Source organism: Tenacibaculum sp. M341, from assembly GCF_004337695.1.
Lineage (GTDB): Bacteria > Bacteroidota > Bacteroidia > Flavobacteriales > Flavobacteriaceae > Polaribacter.
This window is the reverse complement of sequence record NZ_SJXJ01000026.1, coordinates 36,236-52,997: the sequence shown is the minus strand read 5'-3', so window position 1 is coordinate 52,997 and position 16,762 is coordinate 36,236. Positions and strand designations below refer to the sequence as shown.

Annotated in this window: 16 protein-coding genes; 5 read left to right on the top strand and 11 right to left on the bottom strand. The window is 28.8% G+C overall.

The genetic code is table 11. The features are described from left to right. Nucleotides 1-145 precede the first annotated feature (145 nt). Together EYW44_RS19885 and dgt are read right to left on the bottom strand one after the other, a co-directional pair. Nucleotides 146-3,328, bottom strand: coding sequence for a PA domain-containing protein (locus EYW44_RS19885; protein WP_132726921.1), 3,183 nt, complete (start codon nucleotides 3,326-3,328; stop codon nucleotides 146-148). A gap of 56 nt (nucleotides 3,329-3,384) precedes the next feature. Beyond that, nucleotides 3,385-4,719 (bottom strand): dGTP triphosphohydrolase, encoded by a 1,335-nt coding sequence (gene dgt / locus EYW44_RS19880; RefSeq protein ID WP_132726926.1) that lies wholly within the window; start codon nucleotides 4,717-4,719, stop codon nucleotides 3,385-3,387. 219 nt (nucleotides 4,720-4,938) lie between these two features. On the opposite strand from dgt, the gene EYW44_RS19875 reads away from it, so the two are divergent. The 3 genes from EYW44_RS19875 (at nucleotide 4,939) to pth (ending at nucleotide 6,670) form a co-directional block, all read left to right on the top strand. After that, nucleotides 4,939-5,439: a Panacea domain-containing protein gene (locus tag EYW44_RS19875; protein WP_132726919.1), complete on the top strand. Its 501-nt coding sequence runs from the start codon at nucleotides 4,939-4,941 to the stop codon at nucleotides 5,437-5,439. Further along, a complete protein-coding gene (locus tag EYW44_RS19870; protein WP_132726916.1) occupies nucleotides 5,432-5,758 on the top strand; it encodes a hypothetical protein in 327 nt (108 codons plus the stop codon). The genes EYW44_RS19875 and EYW44_RS19870 overlap by 8 nt, the downstream gene beginning before the upstream one ends. A gap of 345 nt (nucleotides 5,759-6,103) precedes the next feature. Then, the gene (pth, locus tag EYW44_RS19865) at nucleotides 6,104-6,670 is read left to right on the top strand and encodes an aminoacyl-tRNA hydrolase (RefSeq protein WP_132726913.1); all 567 of its coding nucleotides are present in this window, start codon (nucleotides 6,104-6,106) and stop codon (nucleotides 6,668-6,670) included. Between the two features lie 36 nt (nucleotides 6,671-6,706). Here pth and EYW44_RS19860 read toward each other — a convergent pair whose 3' ends face one another. From EYW44_RS19860 to EYW44_RS19830, 7 genes are all read right to left on the bottom strand, one after another. Beyond that, nucleotides 6,707-7,240: a hypothetical protein gene (locus tag EYW44_RS19860; protein ID WP_132726910.1), complete on the bottom strand. Its 534-nt coding sequence runs from the start codon at nucleotides 7,238-7,240 to the stop codon at nucleotides 6,707-6,709. Nucleotides 7,241-7,256: 16 nt separating this feature from the next. Continuing rightward, nucleotides 7,257-7,706 (bottom strand): 6-pyruvoyl trahydropterin synthase family protein, encoded by a 450-nt coding sequence (locus tag EYW44_RS19855; RefSeq protein ID WP_132726907.1) that lies wholly within the window; start codon nucleotides 7,704-7,706, stop codon nucleotides 7,257-7,259. A gap of 304 nt (nucleotides 7,707-8,010) precedes the next feature. Continuing rightward, complete coding sequence (locus EYW44_RS19850; protein WP_132726904.1) at nucleotides 8,011-8,463, bottom strand: GNAT family N-acetyltransferase; 453 nt, start codon at nucleotides 8,461-8,463, stop codon at nucleotides 8,011-8,013. Further along, a complete protein-coding gene (locus tag EYW44_RS19845) occupies nucleotides 8,460-9,227 on the bottom strand; it encodes an enoyl-CoA hydratase/isomerase family protein (RefSeq protein WP_132726924.1) in 768 nt (255 codons plus the stop codon). Before EYW44_RS19845 ends, EYW44_RS19850 begins: the two co-directional genes overlap by 4 nt. Nucleotides 9,228-9,482: 255 nt before the next feature. Next, entirely contained in the window at nucleotides 9,483-10,370 is an 888-nt protein-coding gene (locus tag EYW44_RS19840) for a 3-coathanger stack domain-containing protein (RefSeq protein WP_132726901.1), read from the bottom strand. Between the two features lie 100 nt (nucleotides 10,371-10,470). Then, entirely contained in the window at nucleotides 10,471-11,370 is a 900-nt protein-coding gene (locus EYW44_RS19835; protein ID WP_132726897.1) for a hypothetical protein, read from the bottom strand. Between the two features lie 13 nt (nucleotides 11,371-11,383). Then, nucleotides 11,384-11,998 (bottom strand): T9SS type A sorting domain-containing protein, encoded by a 615-nt coding sequence (locus tag EYW44_RS19830; RefSeq protein WP_132726894.1) that lies wholly within the window; start codon nucleotides 11,996-11,998, stop codon nucleotides 11,384-11,386. Between the two features lie 90 nt (nucleotides 11,999-12,088). Between EYW44_RS19830 and EYW44_RS19825 the strand changes: the two genes are divergently transcribed. Together EYW44_RS19825 and EYW44_RS19820 are read left to right on the top strand one after the other, a co-directional pair. Then, nucleotides 12,089-13,969, top strand: coding sequence for an ATP-binding protein (locus EYW44_RS19825; RefSeq protein WP_132726891.1), 1,881 nt, complete (start codon nucleotides 12,089-12,091; stop codon nucleotides 13,967-13,969). Continuing rightward, complete coding sequence (locus EYW44_RS19820; RefSeq protein ID WP_132726888.1) at nucleotides 13,962-14,570, top strand: response regulator transcription factor; 609 nt, start codon at nucleotides 13,962-13,964, stop codon at nucleotides 14,568-14,570. The genes EYW44_RS19825 and EYW44_RS19820 overlap by 8 nt, the downstream gene beginning before the upstream one ends. Before the next feature lie 90 nt (nucleotides 14,571-14,660). Here the strand turns inward: EYW44_RS19820 and EYW44_RS19815 are convergent, their stop codons facing one another. Both EYW44_RS19815 and EYW44_RS19810 read right to left on the bottom strand, forming a co-directional pair. Continuing rightward, nucleotides 14,661-15,428 carry a glycosyltransferase gene (locus EYW44_RS19815; protein WP_132726885.1) on the bottom strand — a complete coding sequence of 256 codons (768 nt, stop codon included), beginning with the start codon at nucleotides 15,426-15,428 and terminating at the stop codon, nucleotides 14,661-14,663. Then, a complete protein-coding gene (locus EYW44_RS19810; protein ID WP_243643705.1) occupies nucleotides 15,428-16,747 on the bottom strand; it encodes an exopolysaccharide biosynthesis polyprenyl glycosylphosphotransferase in 1,320 nt (439 codons plus the stop codon). The genes EYW44_RS19815 and EYW44_RS19810 overlap by 1 nt, the downstream gene beginning before the upstream one ends. Nucleotides 16,748-16,762: the final 15 nt, after the last annotated feature.

Genomic DNA, 16,762 nt, shown 5'->3' with positions numbered 1-16,762 from the left:
ACAAAACAAATTGAAAATAAAATCATATCGAAAAAAAACATCATCTAAAGCTATAGCTTTAGATGATGTTTAATATATTTAATCAATAAATAACTGTAACGGTTATTTAGGACTAGTCAATCAAAAATAGAGACTATTGATATAATTACTCAATAACAATCTTCTTTGAAGACTTCTTATTGTTTGAATCAGTCATTTGAACTAAGTAAATACCAGAACTTAAGTTTACCGATACTTTCTGATTTTCATCTTTAGCAAAATCAAGATTACTTGTATACACTTCGCTTCCAGAAATGTTGTAGATTCTCATTTTCATATCTCCAACTTCACTCTTAGCAAAAACAGTGAACTCACCTTTAGAAACAGTAGGGAATACTGTAAAAGCTTCTTCACCTTTAGTAACTTCTTCTACAGAAGCTGTTGCAGAAACTGTGAATTTTCCAGAGAATACACCTCTACCATAAGTAGAAACGAAAATAGTATTATCATCTCTTAAATCCATATCTGTTACAGTAACGTTGCTCATTCCGTTAAATGACTGAACCCAGTTAGGAGAAGAAATACCAAAATCATCTGTTTTCCAAACACCTAATTCAGTACCAATAATTACCTCTCTATGATTTAAAGGATTCTGTAAAATTGATTTAACTGGAATATCTGGGAAATTTCCTTCTTTATTTAACCAAGAATCACCACCGTCAACTGTATACCATATACTTACAACCCCGTAGTTATGCATAGTTACAAAGATTTCATTTTGGTTTCTTCCAAATTCTACATCAGAAATAGATCCAACAAACTCACTTCCTGTAATATCTCTCCATGATATAGCTGCTGAATTTGCATTACTAATTTCTAACAACTTACCATTACTTAAACCAGCTAATAAATAACTACTACCTGTTGTATAAGGAGATACTTTCATTGCTGAAGGCGCCGCATCTAATAAAGCATTAGTAAGATTTGTCTTAGTAATAGCAGAAGCATCTAAAATATTAGCATATCTTCTAATAATAGATCCTGAAGCATTTGAATAATTTGAATATAAAATATCAAGATTAGAATCTAATTCTTCCGGATTGATAAAGTTACCGTTACTAGTAGATTCTCTATTTATAGATATAAGTTCATCAGAATCATAATTATACAACTCTATATCTCTATTGTATACATAATTTGTAATATAATATCTATCAGTTCCATCTGTATCAAAAAAACTATATGCTCCATCTCCATCTGCAGCTTTAGTACTACTATTTATGCCTGCTGTGCCTAGCGAAATTAATTGTGTTCCGTTATCTTGAGCTCCTGCTAAGAAATAATCTCCTCCTGTAAAAGCTGTAGTAGGTGCAACACCTACCGTGTAAAACTGAAGTGTATTATAATTTCTCTTTCTCCCTCCAATAACTGTTCCTGAGTCACTTGAATAATAAACTCCACCATCATTAGAAAAAAGCATTATAGAAGAATCATTATTCGCAAAGGCGATACCATGTTGATCTGCATGAACTAATGATACTCTAAGAAAAGCTAAATCATTATTATTAGACCACTTAGATATTTGATTCCAATTTGAACCTCCATCAGTTGATCTAAATAAATCTATACCTCCAGTAAAAACTGTATTATCGTCACTAGGATCAACCTTGATTACTAGATCATAAGATGATTGTCCTCTTGTAAAATCGCTCGCATCAATAGCAGTATCAACGTCATTTGGTAAAGATACCTCCGTTAAATTTTGAAATTGATCAGTTGTTCTAAATATTTTTACTGGATTATCATCATCATTAATTTGTACTAATGCGTATCCAATATTTGGATTTGTTGATGATAAAGTTATTTCTGTTCTTAATCCATTAGTAATTATTGCTCTAGATGTAAATGTTACACCATCAGTTGAATGTAAAATAGTTCCACCTCCTTGAGATGAAGAGTTTGAATTTGTACTTATTAATACTGAGTTATCAGCAGCTACTTCGATGTTATTAGGATCAAATTCAGTACCACCAGTAGTTTTAGGTAAATTTAACTTTGTAAAATTTACACCATCTGTCGATTTGTATACTCCTGCACTATCTCCTCCTAATAATGCTCCTCTACGTTCATATGTATGTCCTACAGCTACATATACTTCAGAAGTTCCTGCATTATTTCTTATTAAAATATCATTGATATTTTGTACTCCAGGTAAAATTGTACCACTTACATCTACATCTTCTTCTGTTAATGTTACATTTACTGTACTGCCACCTGATAGAGCTGTTTTTAAAACATTACCATCTGATTTACTAATCATTACTGCAGGTATTGTAATTGTAGTATTTGTACCTGCCATATTAATTGGAGGTGTTGAAACATTATTAACCATTATTACTCCAATTGCCCCTGCATTTTGAGCATTTAATACTTTGGCTGTAAAGCTACAAGAACCTCTATCTATTACAGCTATACTACCTGAAACATTATTTGTGATTGCTTGGCAACCATCTTCTGTTGCTCCATCTCCATCATTTACTAACACTATATCACCATTTAAAGGAGTTGACAAATCTCCTCCAAAAGAAGTTGTTAATATAGATCCATAATCTCCAGCAATTGAAACAGGTGAACTTACAGTAACTGTTGAATTTGCTTGAAAGAAAGACGGTCCTGTAATTCCTCCGAATACTTTTGTCCATTTATTTCCTCCATCTATTGATTTCCATAAACCATTACCGTTAGCATCTCCTCCTGTGTAAGATTCTCCTGTTCCAACGTAAAAAATGTTACTATTATTAGGATCTACAGCAATAGACGATACAGAAATGTTTTCAGGAATTCCTATTAATTCCCACTCAGAGTTTGCATTAGAAATATTTGTATTTCTCCATAAACCACCACTAACTCCTCCTGCGAAAACAGTTTCATTAGTAGCATCATTAGGATCAAATATGATAGCTCTAGTTCTTCCTCCTACATTATTAGGACCTCTCTCTTCCCAATCATTATCTGTTCCATCTCCTGGAGATCTTCTTGATGCATTTTGACTTGCTAATTTTTCTTGTAAGTCATAAACATTCTCTTTGTGAGTTTTCCCTGTAGCAGGATTTATTTCACTTAAATATTTTTGTTCAAAATAGGCGTTTGGTGGTATTCCTAATTTTTTTCTTTCTTTTTTAGATAACCTTGATCTTTTCTGATAAGGATGATCTTTTAAAAATTTAGCATGACTTTCTCTTAACTCTTCAGCTTTACTTTTTTCTTTATCCTTCAGCAGTAATGTACCACAAACCGAAACTAATAAAGCTCCGGATAGTACTACAACTAGTTTTCTACTTTTAGTCATTATGTCTATATTTTTATGTTTGGTAAATGCAATATAATTTACTTTATATCATCTTATTAAATGATATTCCCTTTAATTTTCTTATGTAAACGTATCGCAAATCCATCAGATAAGCTCGCAACATAACTGCATATTTGCATAATTCTGCTATATGCATCTTTACTCTCTAATTGATACTCTTCTGGAAGTAAGTGAAGTACTAACTTATCATAATTTGATAACTCTCCATTATGTTTGTTGTTTAAAGCAGTTACAAAAACATCTAATAAGTCAGCTATAATTTTATAACCAGCTACTTCCTTTTCTATCACCTCTTTACTTTTGTAAATTTTATCAATACATATTTTTAATATGTCGTTAATTTGTGCTTCAAACTTACATTTATCTAGTAAAGACTTATCAAATTCACCCTGTAAAATAGCCTCTTCGTTCTCTAAAAAGATTTCAACAGCTTCTCCTACTAAAGTATTGATAGCTATAGCTCTTAAATAACCCGTTCGGTCTTTTTTGTGTTTTAAAGAGTAATACTTTTCTCTGTTTATTCCAGTTACCAGCTTAGACATATACTCTAAAGCATAACTTTCATCTATTAGACCAAGATTAATTCCATCTTCAAAATCAATAATTGTGTAACAGATATCATCAGCAGCTTCTACTAAATAAGCTAACGGATGACGATAAAAAGCAATGTCATCTCCATTTTTTCTAAGCATTCCTAATTCATTGGCGATATCTAAAAAAGCTTCTTTATTAGATTGAAAAAAACCATATTTTTTATCAGAAATATCACTAGTTGGTTTCTTTGGTAAACTTTCTTTAGGATATTTGATGAAGGCTCCTAATGTTGCATAAGATAGTCTTAATCCTCCAGGAATTCCTTCTCTATCTTCTGTCATTATTTTAAAACCATTAGCATTTCCTTCAAAATCAATCAGATCTTGATATTCCTTTTCTGATAACTGATCTTTATACTTAAGCCCACTACCTGTTTTAAAATACTCACCTATGGCTTTCTCTCCTGAATGCCCAAATGGTGGATTACCAATATCATGCATGACTGATGCAGCTGCAACTATGGCTCCAAAATCATTAAATGTATATCCAAGCGCTCTCAAATTAGCATGCTTTTCTAACAATGCTTTACCTACCCTTCTACCTAAGGTTCTTCCTACAACTGAAACTTCTAAACTATGTGTTAAACGAGTATGTACAAAATCTGTTTTTGATAGCGGAATTACTTGTGTTTTATCTTGTAAACTTCTAAAAGCAGCTGAAAAAATAATTCGATCAAAATCTACTTCAAACCCTAAACGAGTTTCATCTTGTAAAGCCCTCTCTCTTTTTTGGGTATCTCCATGCCTTTTTAAAGAGAGTAATTGTTCCCAGTTCATCATCTTGGTATCAATAGTTAAATCGCAAAAATATCCATTCTTTTCATTTTTAATCATTAAACAATCAGAGTATTTCAATTTTTAACTAAAAAAAATAAGATTTAACCAAAAGCAACAATAACACTTTGATTTTAAGATTAAAAAACCTAAGTTTGCAGTCATTTTTCTTTGAAAAAACAAAAATTGTATATATTTTTACAGAAATAAGAACGAGATTTTATGGGAACCGCTGGATCAGTTGCAAATGAATTTATTAATTTATGCAGCAAACACTCTGTCGAATTAACTAACATGAAGTTGGTTAAGTTGATGTATATTGCTCAAGGTTTATCTTTATCACTTTTAAATAGACCAATATTTAAAGATGATAAGATTGAAGCTTGGAAGTATGGTCCTGTTGTACCTAGTATTTATCATGAGTTCAAACACTACAAATCAAAACCTATTACTTCAAAATCAATAGTACTTGACGGAGGTAATTGGGATAACTTATCTGAACCTACACTTACTAATGAAGATGATAAGAAAATTGTTAAGTTAACTTGGAATTTATATAAAGATATGACTCCTCTTGATTTAGTTGATCTAACTCACAGAGCGGGTACTCCTTGGAGTTTAACTTATGAATATGGGAAGAATATGACTATTGATAATAAACTTATCAAAAGATACTACGATCAATTTGTTGTTAACTTAAGGAATCATTTAAAGAGTGCCTAATTCTGAACTTGACGAACTATTAGAGGAAGTTGAAAAGCATCCTTTAGCCGCTAATGATCTTGATACAAATATTGCCTTAAGCAGGCAAGAAGTGTCTGATAGAATTCAAGATAGAGAAGAGCGTAAAAAATATGCTTACAGAACTTTTATTTTTTTAAGTGTGTTTACATCATTTGTTTTACTTATAATTATTGGTGCTGGTTTTTCTAAAGCTATAAATTTTGAGTTAAATGATTCTGTTTTAATAGCTTTGATAACCTCCTCTTTGGCAAGTATTGTAGGAATTTTTATTCTTGTAATGCGATATTTATTCAGATAAATTAAATCTTATTATTTTATAAATAAAAAAGAAGCCCTGTTTTAAAGACTTCTTTTTTAATTGCCTATGGCTAGCCCCCCCGAGCTACAACCTAAACCTATTTCGTTTACTTCTTGTTTACACTATAAAGATACTACAACAATCTAGTTTTCATTTAATTTAATCGTTGAAGTGTAGTTTTTATAGGTTTAATACTATATAATCAATGTTAAATCCTTTTTTAAATATAAATTTATGGATACGTGGGATTATTTGTAGCTTTGTAACTATAAAATAAGAGGTATGCAATTGTCTTTATTTTTTAAGAAATTTTTTGGTAAAAAAACAGAAACAATAAAAGATCGTATGAAGAAGTTTTTAATTGTAGGATTAGGTAATATTGGTGAAAAGTATGACAATACTAGACACAATATTGGTTTTAAAGTAGTAGATGCTTTTGTTAAAGAAAATGAGGAATCTTTTTCTACAGAAAAACTAGGAGACCTTGCAAAACTTAAAGTAAAAGGTAAAACAGTGTTTGTTTTAAAACCAAACACCTATATGAACTTAAGTGGTAAAGCTGTTTTATACTGGATGAAAAAAGAAAATATTTTAATAGAAAATACACTTATAATTACTGATGATTTAAATATTGATTTTGGTAAAATACGCATCAAAGGAAAAGGAAGTGCTGGAGGACATAATGGATTGAAAGATATTCAGGATAAACTGAATACTAGTTCATATCCGAGATTTAGGTTTGGTGTAGGTGCTAATTATAATAAAGGACGACAAGTAGATTTTGTTTTAGGTAAATGGAGTAATGAGGAAGAAAGCGAATTGATAGAACGAATACCAACAAGTGTAAATGCTATCACCTCTTTTATTACCGCAGGTTTATCTAACACAATGAATACTTTTAATGGAAAATAAAAAAGCTGGCTATTAGCCAGCTTTTTTATAAATTTATTAGTTTCTGTCGAAGCTAATTTTTACATCTATTGTTGTTTTCTCACTACCAATAATAACTTCTTCTTTTCTAGATAGTACTAATGTATTTTCAGTGAAAGAATCAATTTTATATCTTCCTTGGAAAGTTGAAAGATCTGCAAAAGTAAGCGTAAGCTCTTTATTTACAACATCAATAGTATAGTTACCACCGCCATCAACAGTTTCTATTTCAACTTCTGTAGTAGGTGCATTACCAGTAATTGTTTCAGTATACGTAGATCTGTACTCACCTTCCATAGTAAAAGTTCTATTGGCTAATAAAATTAAATCTACTTGGTATGTATCAGCAGTTGTAGTTGCTTTAGAAACTAAAACATCTGTTGATTGTACTATTGTGTACTGCTCTTCAACAACTTCTAAATTTGTCATTTTATAATTAGCAGCAATGTTTTCTGCACTTAATGGAAAAACAGGTACTTCATTATCATCACTACCACAGCTTACAAAAGCCGCAAAAGTGAATACTAAAATAATTGATCTTAATAATTTCATATTCTTTCTTTTTATTTTAATTGTCACTAGCAAACCATTCTGCAAAACAAGTATTTGTTTCTTGAAGTCTCAACGAATGTAATTGCATTTCTTTTGGCAATCTCTTTTTAATTTTTTCAGCAAAATCAATCACCATCATCTCACTTGTAGGTTGATAATCGGTTAAAATAACCTTCATACCTCTGCTTTGTAATTCTTTAGCTAACTCTAAATGAGGTGTATTCTTATTAAAAAGAGTTGCATGATCTAATACATCTACTACCTCATCTTTAACAATTTTTTTAAGATCTCCAAAATCAATCACCATCCCATATTTAGGGTCATTAGAATCACTAATAGGCTTACCAATTACTGTAACCGATAATTGATAACTGTGTCCGTGTATATTTTTACACTTCCCATCGTACCCATGTAAAGCATGACCAGTTTCAAAACTAAACAGTTTTGTTATTCTAATATTACTCACTATCTCTTAAATTTTTTGTTATTTCTGTACTTATTAAAAAAATATACAACTGCTACACCTAAGGCTAAAGCAAGAAATAAAAAATCTCCTCCCATGATATTTCGTTTTATTTTTTGCCAAAAGTACGAATTCTACTAATTAGATCTTAAAGATTTGATCATTTTTGATATTATGAATACCAACAAACTAAGTAGTAAAATTAATAATATGAATGCTAAAACTTTGTTTTGTGCTGTCCATTTACCTAGTTCATATGCTGTATTATACACATAATCTTTTCTTACTTCTTGATACAAAAACATCTTTATTTTATTTTTTTCCCAAAACAAACACTTTCTTCTATACCAGCATACTGACCGTAATTTTCAATAATTTTATAATTATTCTTTTTATATAAACCAATTGCTTCTACTTGTCTTATGCCCGTTTCTAAAATACATTTTTTAAAATCTAATTCAGAAGTCCACTTTTCTAACTCTAACAATATTTTAGATGCTACTCCTTTACCCCTAGCCTTTTCATCAGTAAACATTCTTTTAACCTCCATGGTAGTATCATTAAACTTTTTAATAGCACCACAACCAACAGCTTCATTATTATTATACGCTACTACTACATATTTTATAGCTTCTAGCCCATTAAACTGGTTATAAAAATCATGATCATCACCATCAGTAATTGCTAGAAAGGAATCTAACTTTTTAACTAATGCTATGAAATCATTATTCTGAGAATTGGTACGAACTAGTTCTATCACTTTTTAAATTTTGCCAATGCATTTTTAGTGAATTCAGAAAGCACTAATTTTCCTGAAGTTTCAGCTCTTTCAATTAATAAAGTATCCCAGTGCTCTGTACCTTTCCAAAGTGCCTTTTTCATTTCTAACAATGCTTCTGGATTGTATGTTGCTAAATTTTCAGTAAGAATTTCCACCTCTTTTTCTAATTCAGAAATGGTTTCAAATACACGAGCGTATAAACCTTTTTCTTTTCCCCAATACGCATTCTTCCAACTTTTAGCATCTATAGTTAAATCAGCTAAACCAGCTACTCCTATTTTTCTTTCTACAGCAGGTGCTATTACAAAAGGTCCAATACCAATAGTTAATTCTGATAATTTTATAGAAGCTGCTTCTGTTGCTAAAGCATAATCACAAGCTGCAACTAATCCTACTCCTCCACCAACAGTTTTACCTTGTACGCTACCAACAATTAGTTTGTTACATTTACGCATAGCATTGATAACATTTGCAAAACCAGAGAAAAATGCTTTTCCATCTTCTAAATTATCTATAGCTATAAGTTCATCAAAAGAAGCACCAGCACAAAAAGCTCTTTCTCCTTCAGATTTTAAAAGAATAACAGCCACTTCATCATTATCAGAAAGTTTATAAAGTTCTTTCTCTAATCGACCCAATAACTCACTTGGGAATGAATTACTTGCTGGATGACCAAATTCTACAATTGCTACTTTATTCTCTATTCTTGTATATAAACTTCCGTTAGGTCTAGTTGTTGTCATTTGTTCTGAATCTGTTTTTACCAAAATTACGCTTTTTAAAGAAGATAATTTCAATTAGCAATCAATTTTATATGTTGTTTTAGTTTCTTTAACTATGTTATCCCTAACACTTAAATCACAAATAACATACTAAAAAACAAAACTATAAACATTCAAAACTATAAAAACCACAACAAAAAATTTGTTGTGGTTTTAAATCAATATTAAAAAATACTACTATTTAATTAAGAATGTAATCCCCTCAAAAATATCTCATTAATTTTTAATGATCTTTTTCTTTACAACCTCCCCTGATTTAAGTGCAATATGCAATGTGTAAATACCTTTTAATATATCGCTTGTGTTTATTTCTTTTTCATTACCTGTTTTAATTTTTCTATTCGATAAGTTGTAGATAGACCAACTTACTATTTCTTTTTCTGTATTAATTTTTATTTGGTTGTTGAATGGGTTTGGATAAGGTAAAATAGCTTCGTTATTAACCTTTGAAATTTCTTTCATTTGTATTGTTTCTTCAACTGGTAATTTGGCTTCTGAAACTAATATTTCTCTATTTGATGAAGTTGAACATCCTTCTATAAATCCTTTTAATTTACCTCCTCTTTCAACTTTAAATCCAGGTATTAAACGTATTCTTTCACCCGCATCATATTTAGCATTCCCTCCATTATCAATAGTGTTTTTGGCTATAATACTAACTCTTGTAGATTTATTATCAGTTGTACCAGAACTAACATCAGTAATTATTGTTAAATTATCTTCGCATCCTACAAAATAATAAACTGAAATATAAAAAGATCTAAAGAATACGTTATTCGTTTTTACATCTGTAAAAATAAAATTTAATGTATAATCTTTTGTAAAACTAGTATTGTAATTATTAAAATCTGATACAATTATACTTGTTGTTTGATTTGGTAATAATCTACCACTTACTCTATTTATATCTAGTTCAAAACCATTACCTCCTGATATTTGCCATATATATTCAGCATTTCCTCCTTGTATTGATACTACTTTTGAAAAAGTAGTTCCTTTACGAACAGATGTAACAGTTGAATTAGGAAAAATAAACTGAGCATAACTGAATAAACTAGCTGTAAAAAAGACTAGTATCAGTAATTTTTTTTCTAATACATTCATATTTTTTTTTAAATTTATTTGGTTGATTTAGTATTTCTTAATAATACTTTTTAAGTAAACCACACACAAAAGGTGTGGTTTATTATGAATTAAAAGCTAATTACTTTTTAGATTTCAATTCCTCTTCTAACAATTTTATACGTTTTTCTTGTTCTATTGTATATAAGGTAAGCTCTTCTATTTTTTGAAGTAATAAATTGGTCATTTCCTTTAACTCTACTCCTTCTTCTTGCATTTTTTTAGCTGATGGTACATTTGGTAAATGATGATTTTCTTTTGTAAATGCCTCAACCTCTTCTAAAGTTGGCATTTTATAATCTTCTTTTAAAGTAGAGTTACCCGTATAGTACTTTTGAAATACGTAATCTGCTGGTACTTCTAAATCTACTAATATTTCTTCACAGTGTATTTGTCCTTTTACAGTTAGTTTACTATCAGGGTTTACTGTTCCTATACCTATATTTCCTTCTTCATTAATAATAAAACCATTACCAAAAGAATCAGTCCCTTTGTAAATACTAAAAGTATTATTTCCTCCTACTGCAACTCTCCAAGATTTTCCATTACCATTTACATATTCACTACCTATTCCACCACCTGATCCTTGTCTTTTAAATCGTGTAATTAAAAAATCATTAGATAAAATATCTAGTTTACTAAAAGGATTACCTGTTCCTATTCCTAATTTACCATTCACTATTACATTTTTATTATTATTAATATGAAAATGAGGAACTAAGGCTCCATTCACAACTGTTTCAAAAGTAAATCTCTTATTAGTTACGTCATATCTTATTGCCCCTTGATTAGTAGTATTAGGGTTAAAAGTTAGTACTTTATGTCCGCCGTCATGAAAAGTAAAACCAGTATTTCCAATTTGTAACTTTTCTTGCGGATTTGAAGTTCCAATACCTACGTTTCCGTTTAGAGGAAAGGTGTTTTGACCAAAGAAATCCATTGAGTTTATTAGTATGACAGCTGTTAAAATTACTTTTTTCATAATTGATTTATTTTTAGTTTTTATAAAATGTTTTTGTTTTTATTTTAGTTTTTGTTTGAATTGTTAAATTATAGACTCCTTTTGTTAGCAGATCTGTTTTTATAATCTTGTTATAATTATTTTCTCCCTCTAAATAAATGAATCCGAAACTGTCTGTTATTTTGTAGTAAAGAATCTCTTCTTCAATACTTATGTTTAATTGATCTTTAACTGGATTTGGAAATAATTCGAAAGAGTCATCCATTCTTTCAATCAACAATATTCTTTCTGCACTTTGCCCTCCACTATTACTACCTATTTTGGTTCCTCTATGTGCAATTCCTCTATGGCTGTGGTCTTCTTTTTTGGTATGAACATGCTTTATTCCTGCAATAATCTTTACTCTTCCTCCTGGCTCAGGTTTAATTATTATTCTCTTAGTAGTTTCTATAACTCCCCCTATAACTGTTTCTTTTTCTCCTTCATTCTTTGTTGTTGTAATTAGAATATCTTTATCACAATTTCTAAAATGAACATTATTAACTTCCCCTACTACTGGATCTCCACAAACCCAGTCTTTTTGTTCTTGTGCTTTAACATGTAAGCCATATAAGAGCACAGTTGTTAAAATAATTTTTTTCGTTCTCATTGTATATTACAAATTTGCTGTTATTATAAACACAAAGAAATACCATATTTATGGTATTTTTGTTATTATAATAACCTAAATCTTAAAAAATTGATATTAAAAAAATGCTATTTAGTTGTTTTTGTTTGTTGGTGCTCTGTTCTTTTTTCTCAAGAAAAAACAAGAATTTTAGAAGCTTTAAAAAACTTCGAAGTACTTAAAAATGAAAACTTTACTAAAGCTCATAAATATGCTAAACAAGCAGTGTTTTTATCAGAAAAACAAAAAGAAAGTAGCCTATTACCTATAGCTTACTATAATTTAGCTTCAATTCAATACAAAAAAGATAAAATTAAAGAAGCTGAAGAAACAATTAATAAATGTTTGAAACTTGAGATAAATGATGTTTCTTTAAAATCTTTAAGCATTTTATTACTTTCTAAAATAAATCGAAGAAAAAATAACTACGATAAATGTTTAGAATTAATAGAGACAGGTTTAAAAACATTAAAAAACAAAAACTATACTGACAACTTCTATAAGTTTCAAATAAATAAAGCCATCTTATTTAAGAGTACAAAAAATGAGAAAAAAGCTTTTACATTATTACACTCTCTTCTAAAAAAAATTGATACTGATAATTCTGATATTATTGCTTCTATACATAATAATATTGGGGGAATTCATCTTTTAAAGAATAAGGATAGTAGTATTTATTACTATAAAAAATCGCTGTTTTACTTAAAAGATTCAAAAAACAATTATTTAAAAAGAATTGTACATAGTAACCTCGCTGATATATTAGTTGTTCAAAAACAATTTAAAGAAGCTTTTCAACACTTAGATAAAGCAGAACAAATAGCTCTACACTTGCATGATTATAAGGGATTACATTTTATAAATGCGTCTAAAGCAATATACTATGAACATCAAGAAAATTATACTGAAGCTGTAAAAAAATACTTAATAGCTATTAATGATTACGGAAAATATGTTGACAATCGTCAAAAAGCTCACTTATATTGGTTATTATCAGGAGCTTTATGGCATAACAAGCAATTTGAAGAGGGTTTTGAATATCAAGAAAAGTACATTGAATTACAAGACAGCTTATTTACGATTGATAAAAACAGAACTTTTGAAAAATTACAAACTGAATATGATTTTGCTAAAAAAAATGATCAAATTGCTTTTTTAGAAAAAGAAAAAGTACTTGAAGCGAAACAAAAAAAGTTAATCTACGGTATTAGTGGTTTAATTGGTTCTATTTTATTATTGCTCGTTTTTATTTATAGAAACCGAATTAAATCGCAAAAAATAATTCAAAAACAAGAACAGCAATTATTCTTACAAGAAAAAGCACAATTGGAGCAAGATCAGAAGTTAAAACATATTGAAGGTTATGTTGCTGGTGAAGAGAAAGAGAAAAATAGAATTGCTATGGAACTACATGATGGTATTGGAGGACAGCTTTCTGGTGTTAAACATTTTGTAACTTCATTACAATCAACGGAAGCAACAAACGAATTACTTCAAAATATCACTGATATTTCTAAAGAAGTTCGCTTATTATCACATAGTTTAAGCTCAAATTTTAGTATTCAGCAACCATTAACACATTTGTTACAAACGTTACAACAACGTTATAAAAATCATTTTTCAATAGAAATCTCTCTTTTTCCTGAAACAGCTATTCAAAAAATAACTACCGATCAAAAGGTGTTTTTATACAGAACTATTCAAGAATTAATAAACAACATATATAAGTATGCTAAAGCTAGTTCTGTGGAGCTTTCTATTACTATTTCTGAAGATATTACATTGATTGTTGAAGATAATGGAACTGGGTTTGATACAACTAATACTGCTAATGGAATTGGTTTACAAAATATTAAAGAAAGGGTTAAAACACTTCATGGGACGTTTGAAGTAGATAGTGTTTTACAAAGAGGGACTAGTATATTGATAAAAATACCTAAAGATCATGGATAAAATTAATATTGTTTTAGTTGATGATCATTTATTGTTTTTAAATGGTTTAAAAGCCTCCTTAACAATTTACTCTTTTGTAGAGGTGGTTGCTACTTTTACCAATCCTAAAGAAGCTCTTACATTTATAAAGAAATCAACGAATGTAGATTTAATTATAACTGATATTTCTATGCCTGATGTAAATGGTATCGAATTTATTAAACAGGTAAAAAAATTGAATCTTTCATTAAAAACTCTTGTTATTAGTATGTTTCAACCTTTACATTATGAACATAAGTTTTATGATGGTTATTTACTGAAAGATACTGATATATCTATAGTAATTGAAGCTATTAAAAGTATTGTTTATAATGAAACTTCTTATTTTTATGATGATATTTCAGATGCCTCTACTTTTGCTTTTTCAAAAAATATTGTTACTAAAAGAGAGCGTGAAATTATTATTTTAATTACTGAAGAACATACTGTTGAAGAAATTGCTGCTAAGTTATTTTTAAGTAGACATACTGTTGAAACTCATAAGAAAAATATCTTTTTAAAACTACAGGTAAAAACAAATGCTGGCTTGGTAAAAAAAGCTATTCAATTAGGATATATCTGATATTTCAGTGATCAGTTGTCCGTGATCAATTATCATTTATTTTACTTGGAAAGCTGTATGAAAACATTGATCACTGATAAATGATAATTGTTAATTGTACCTTCTCCACTTTAAAAAGTACTTAATTGCGGAGCTTAAATGATATAATAATAGCTTAAAACTCTTTGAGGATCCTTGTTTTAACACATGAGTTACTGCTACATTAGGGTAATACAACTTCTTTTTACCAATGGCATCTATTTTTCTGCAAATATCAATGTCTTCCATGTATAAAAAGTAACGTTCGTCAAACCCTCCTAAACTCACAAAGTCTTCGGTTTTAAACAACATAAAACACCCATGAATGGCTTCTGGATATAATGGTTTTGATAAATCTCTATCTCTATATTCTTGTTTATGAATTCTACCTTTAAAAACATGAAGCTTTCTAATAATTAAATCAAAAGCTGACGGATATTTACGGATATTGTATTGATTGTCTCCATTTGGAAATACAACTTTAGGAGTTATTAAAGAAACATCCTCTTCTTCTCTTAATCTTTTTATAAGTTCTTCAACAATATTCTCTTCAAAAAAAACATCAGGATTTAAAACAAGATGATAATCAGAAAAACCTTTTATTCTATTAATAGTATGGTTATTTGCTTTAGAAAAACCTAAGTTCTTTCTTGTAGAAATATAACTTATCTCATTTGTTTGAAACTCTGAAACATCAATATTAGGAAAAGATGAATTATCAACAATAAATAAATGTTTAATCAATTTGATATTTAAAAAAGAATTAATTGCTTTTTTAAGCTCTTTCTTATCTTGATTATATAGAACAATTGTGGCTGATAATTTTATTTTAGCTTTCATTAGTAAGCATTTTCATCTCCCTTAAAAACGTTAAGTATTGTGTTTATAATTATTTTTATATCTAATAAAAAAGACCAATTTTCGATATAGAATATGTCTAATCGTACCCTGTTTTTAATATCTGATTTTTTTCTAATTTCACCTCTATAACCACTAATCTGCGCTAACCCTGTAATACCAGGTTTTACTGCATATCTTTCTAAATAATTATCAACATCTTTTTGATATTCTAAAGCTAAACTTTCTAAATGAGGTCGAGGTCCAACAACACTCATACTCCCAAATAAAACATTAAAAAACTGAGGAATTTCATCAATACTTGTTTTCCTTATAAACGCTCCTGTTTTAGTTATTCTTTGATCATTTTTAGTTGTATGAACTTGGTTAGCTTCTGCATTTATTCGCATCGATCTAAACTTATAACAAACAAACTTTTTTCCATTAAATCCTTCTCTCTCTTGCTTAAAAATAACTGGTCCTTTAGATTCTAATTTTATTAAAATCCATAAAATAGGATACAACCAAGAAATTATAAAAACACATACTAGTATAGAAAAGAACACATCAAATATTCTCTTTATAATTCGGTTTTCAATAAGTTCAAAAGGGAGTTGTTTTACGTTTAAAACCACTAAAGAATCTCCATAAAACTCTGTTACTGTATTCTTATTGTATAATTCGTTAGCATTAGGAATTAATTTTACCTTTCTCTTATGACGAATGGCAAACTTTTTTATCTTTTTTATTTGTTTGTTTTTTAATTCTGTTAAAGAGCAATAAATTTCATCAACATTATTATTTAAAACATAATTTTCATATTGTTTTAACGATCCTAAAAAATTAGCTGTATCGTTTTTTTTATCTGAGAAAAAACCTAAAAACTGATATCCTAATTCTTTATCGTTTTTAAACATGTCTGTAAGTTCAACTGTAGATTCATCAAACCCTAAAACAACTACCTTCCTATAGTTTTTTCCATAGCTTCTGTATTTTTTTAATAGGTAAAAGAATATAATATGAGTAATACTAATTGTTACAATGATTGTTACTAAGACTTTTGTTTGATTATGTACTACATCTCCTTCCCTAAACAAACTAAAAAAAGTAAAAAAACCCAACATAAAAAGTAGTAATTGTCCAACTAGTAATGATAAAATTTTAAAATAGTTATGATGTCGGTAAATTTTGTAAAAACTTGTTATTAAAGAAGAAACTATCCAAAATAAATTAATATACACTAAAAACTCAGTAATTAAATACTCTTTATCTTTAAGAATAATTAAAGATAAATTAATTAAAAACAAATCTATTATCAACAATAGATAGGGGATGTA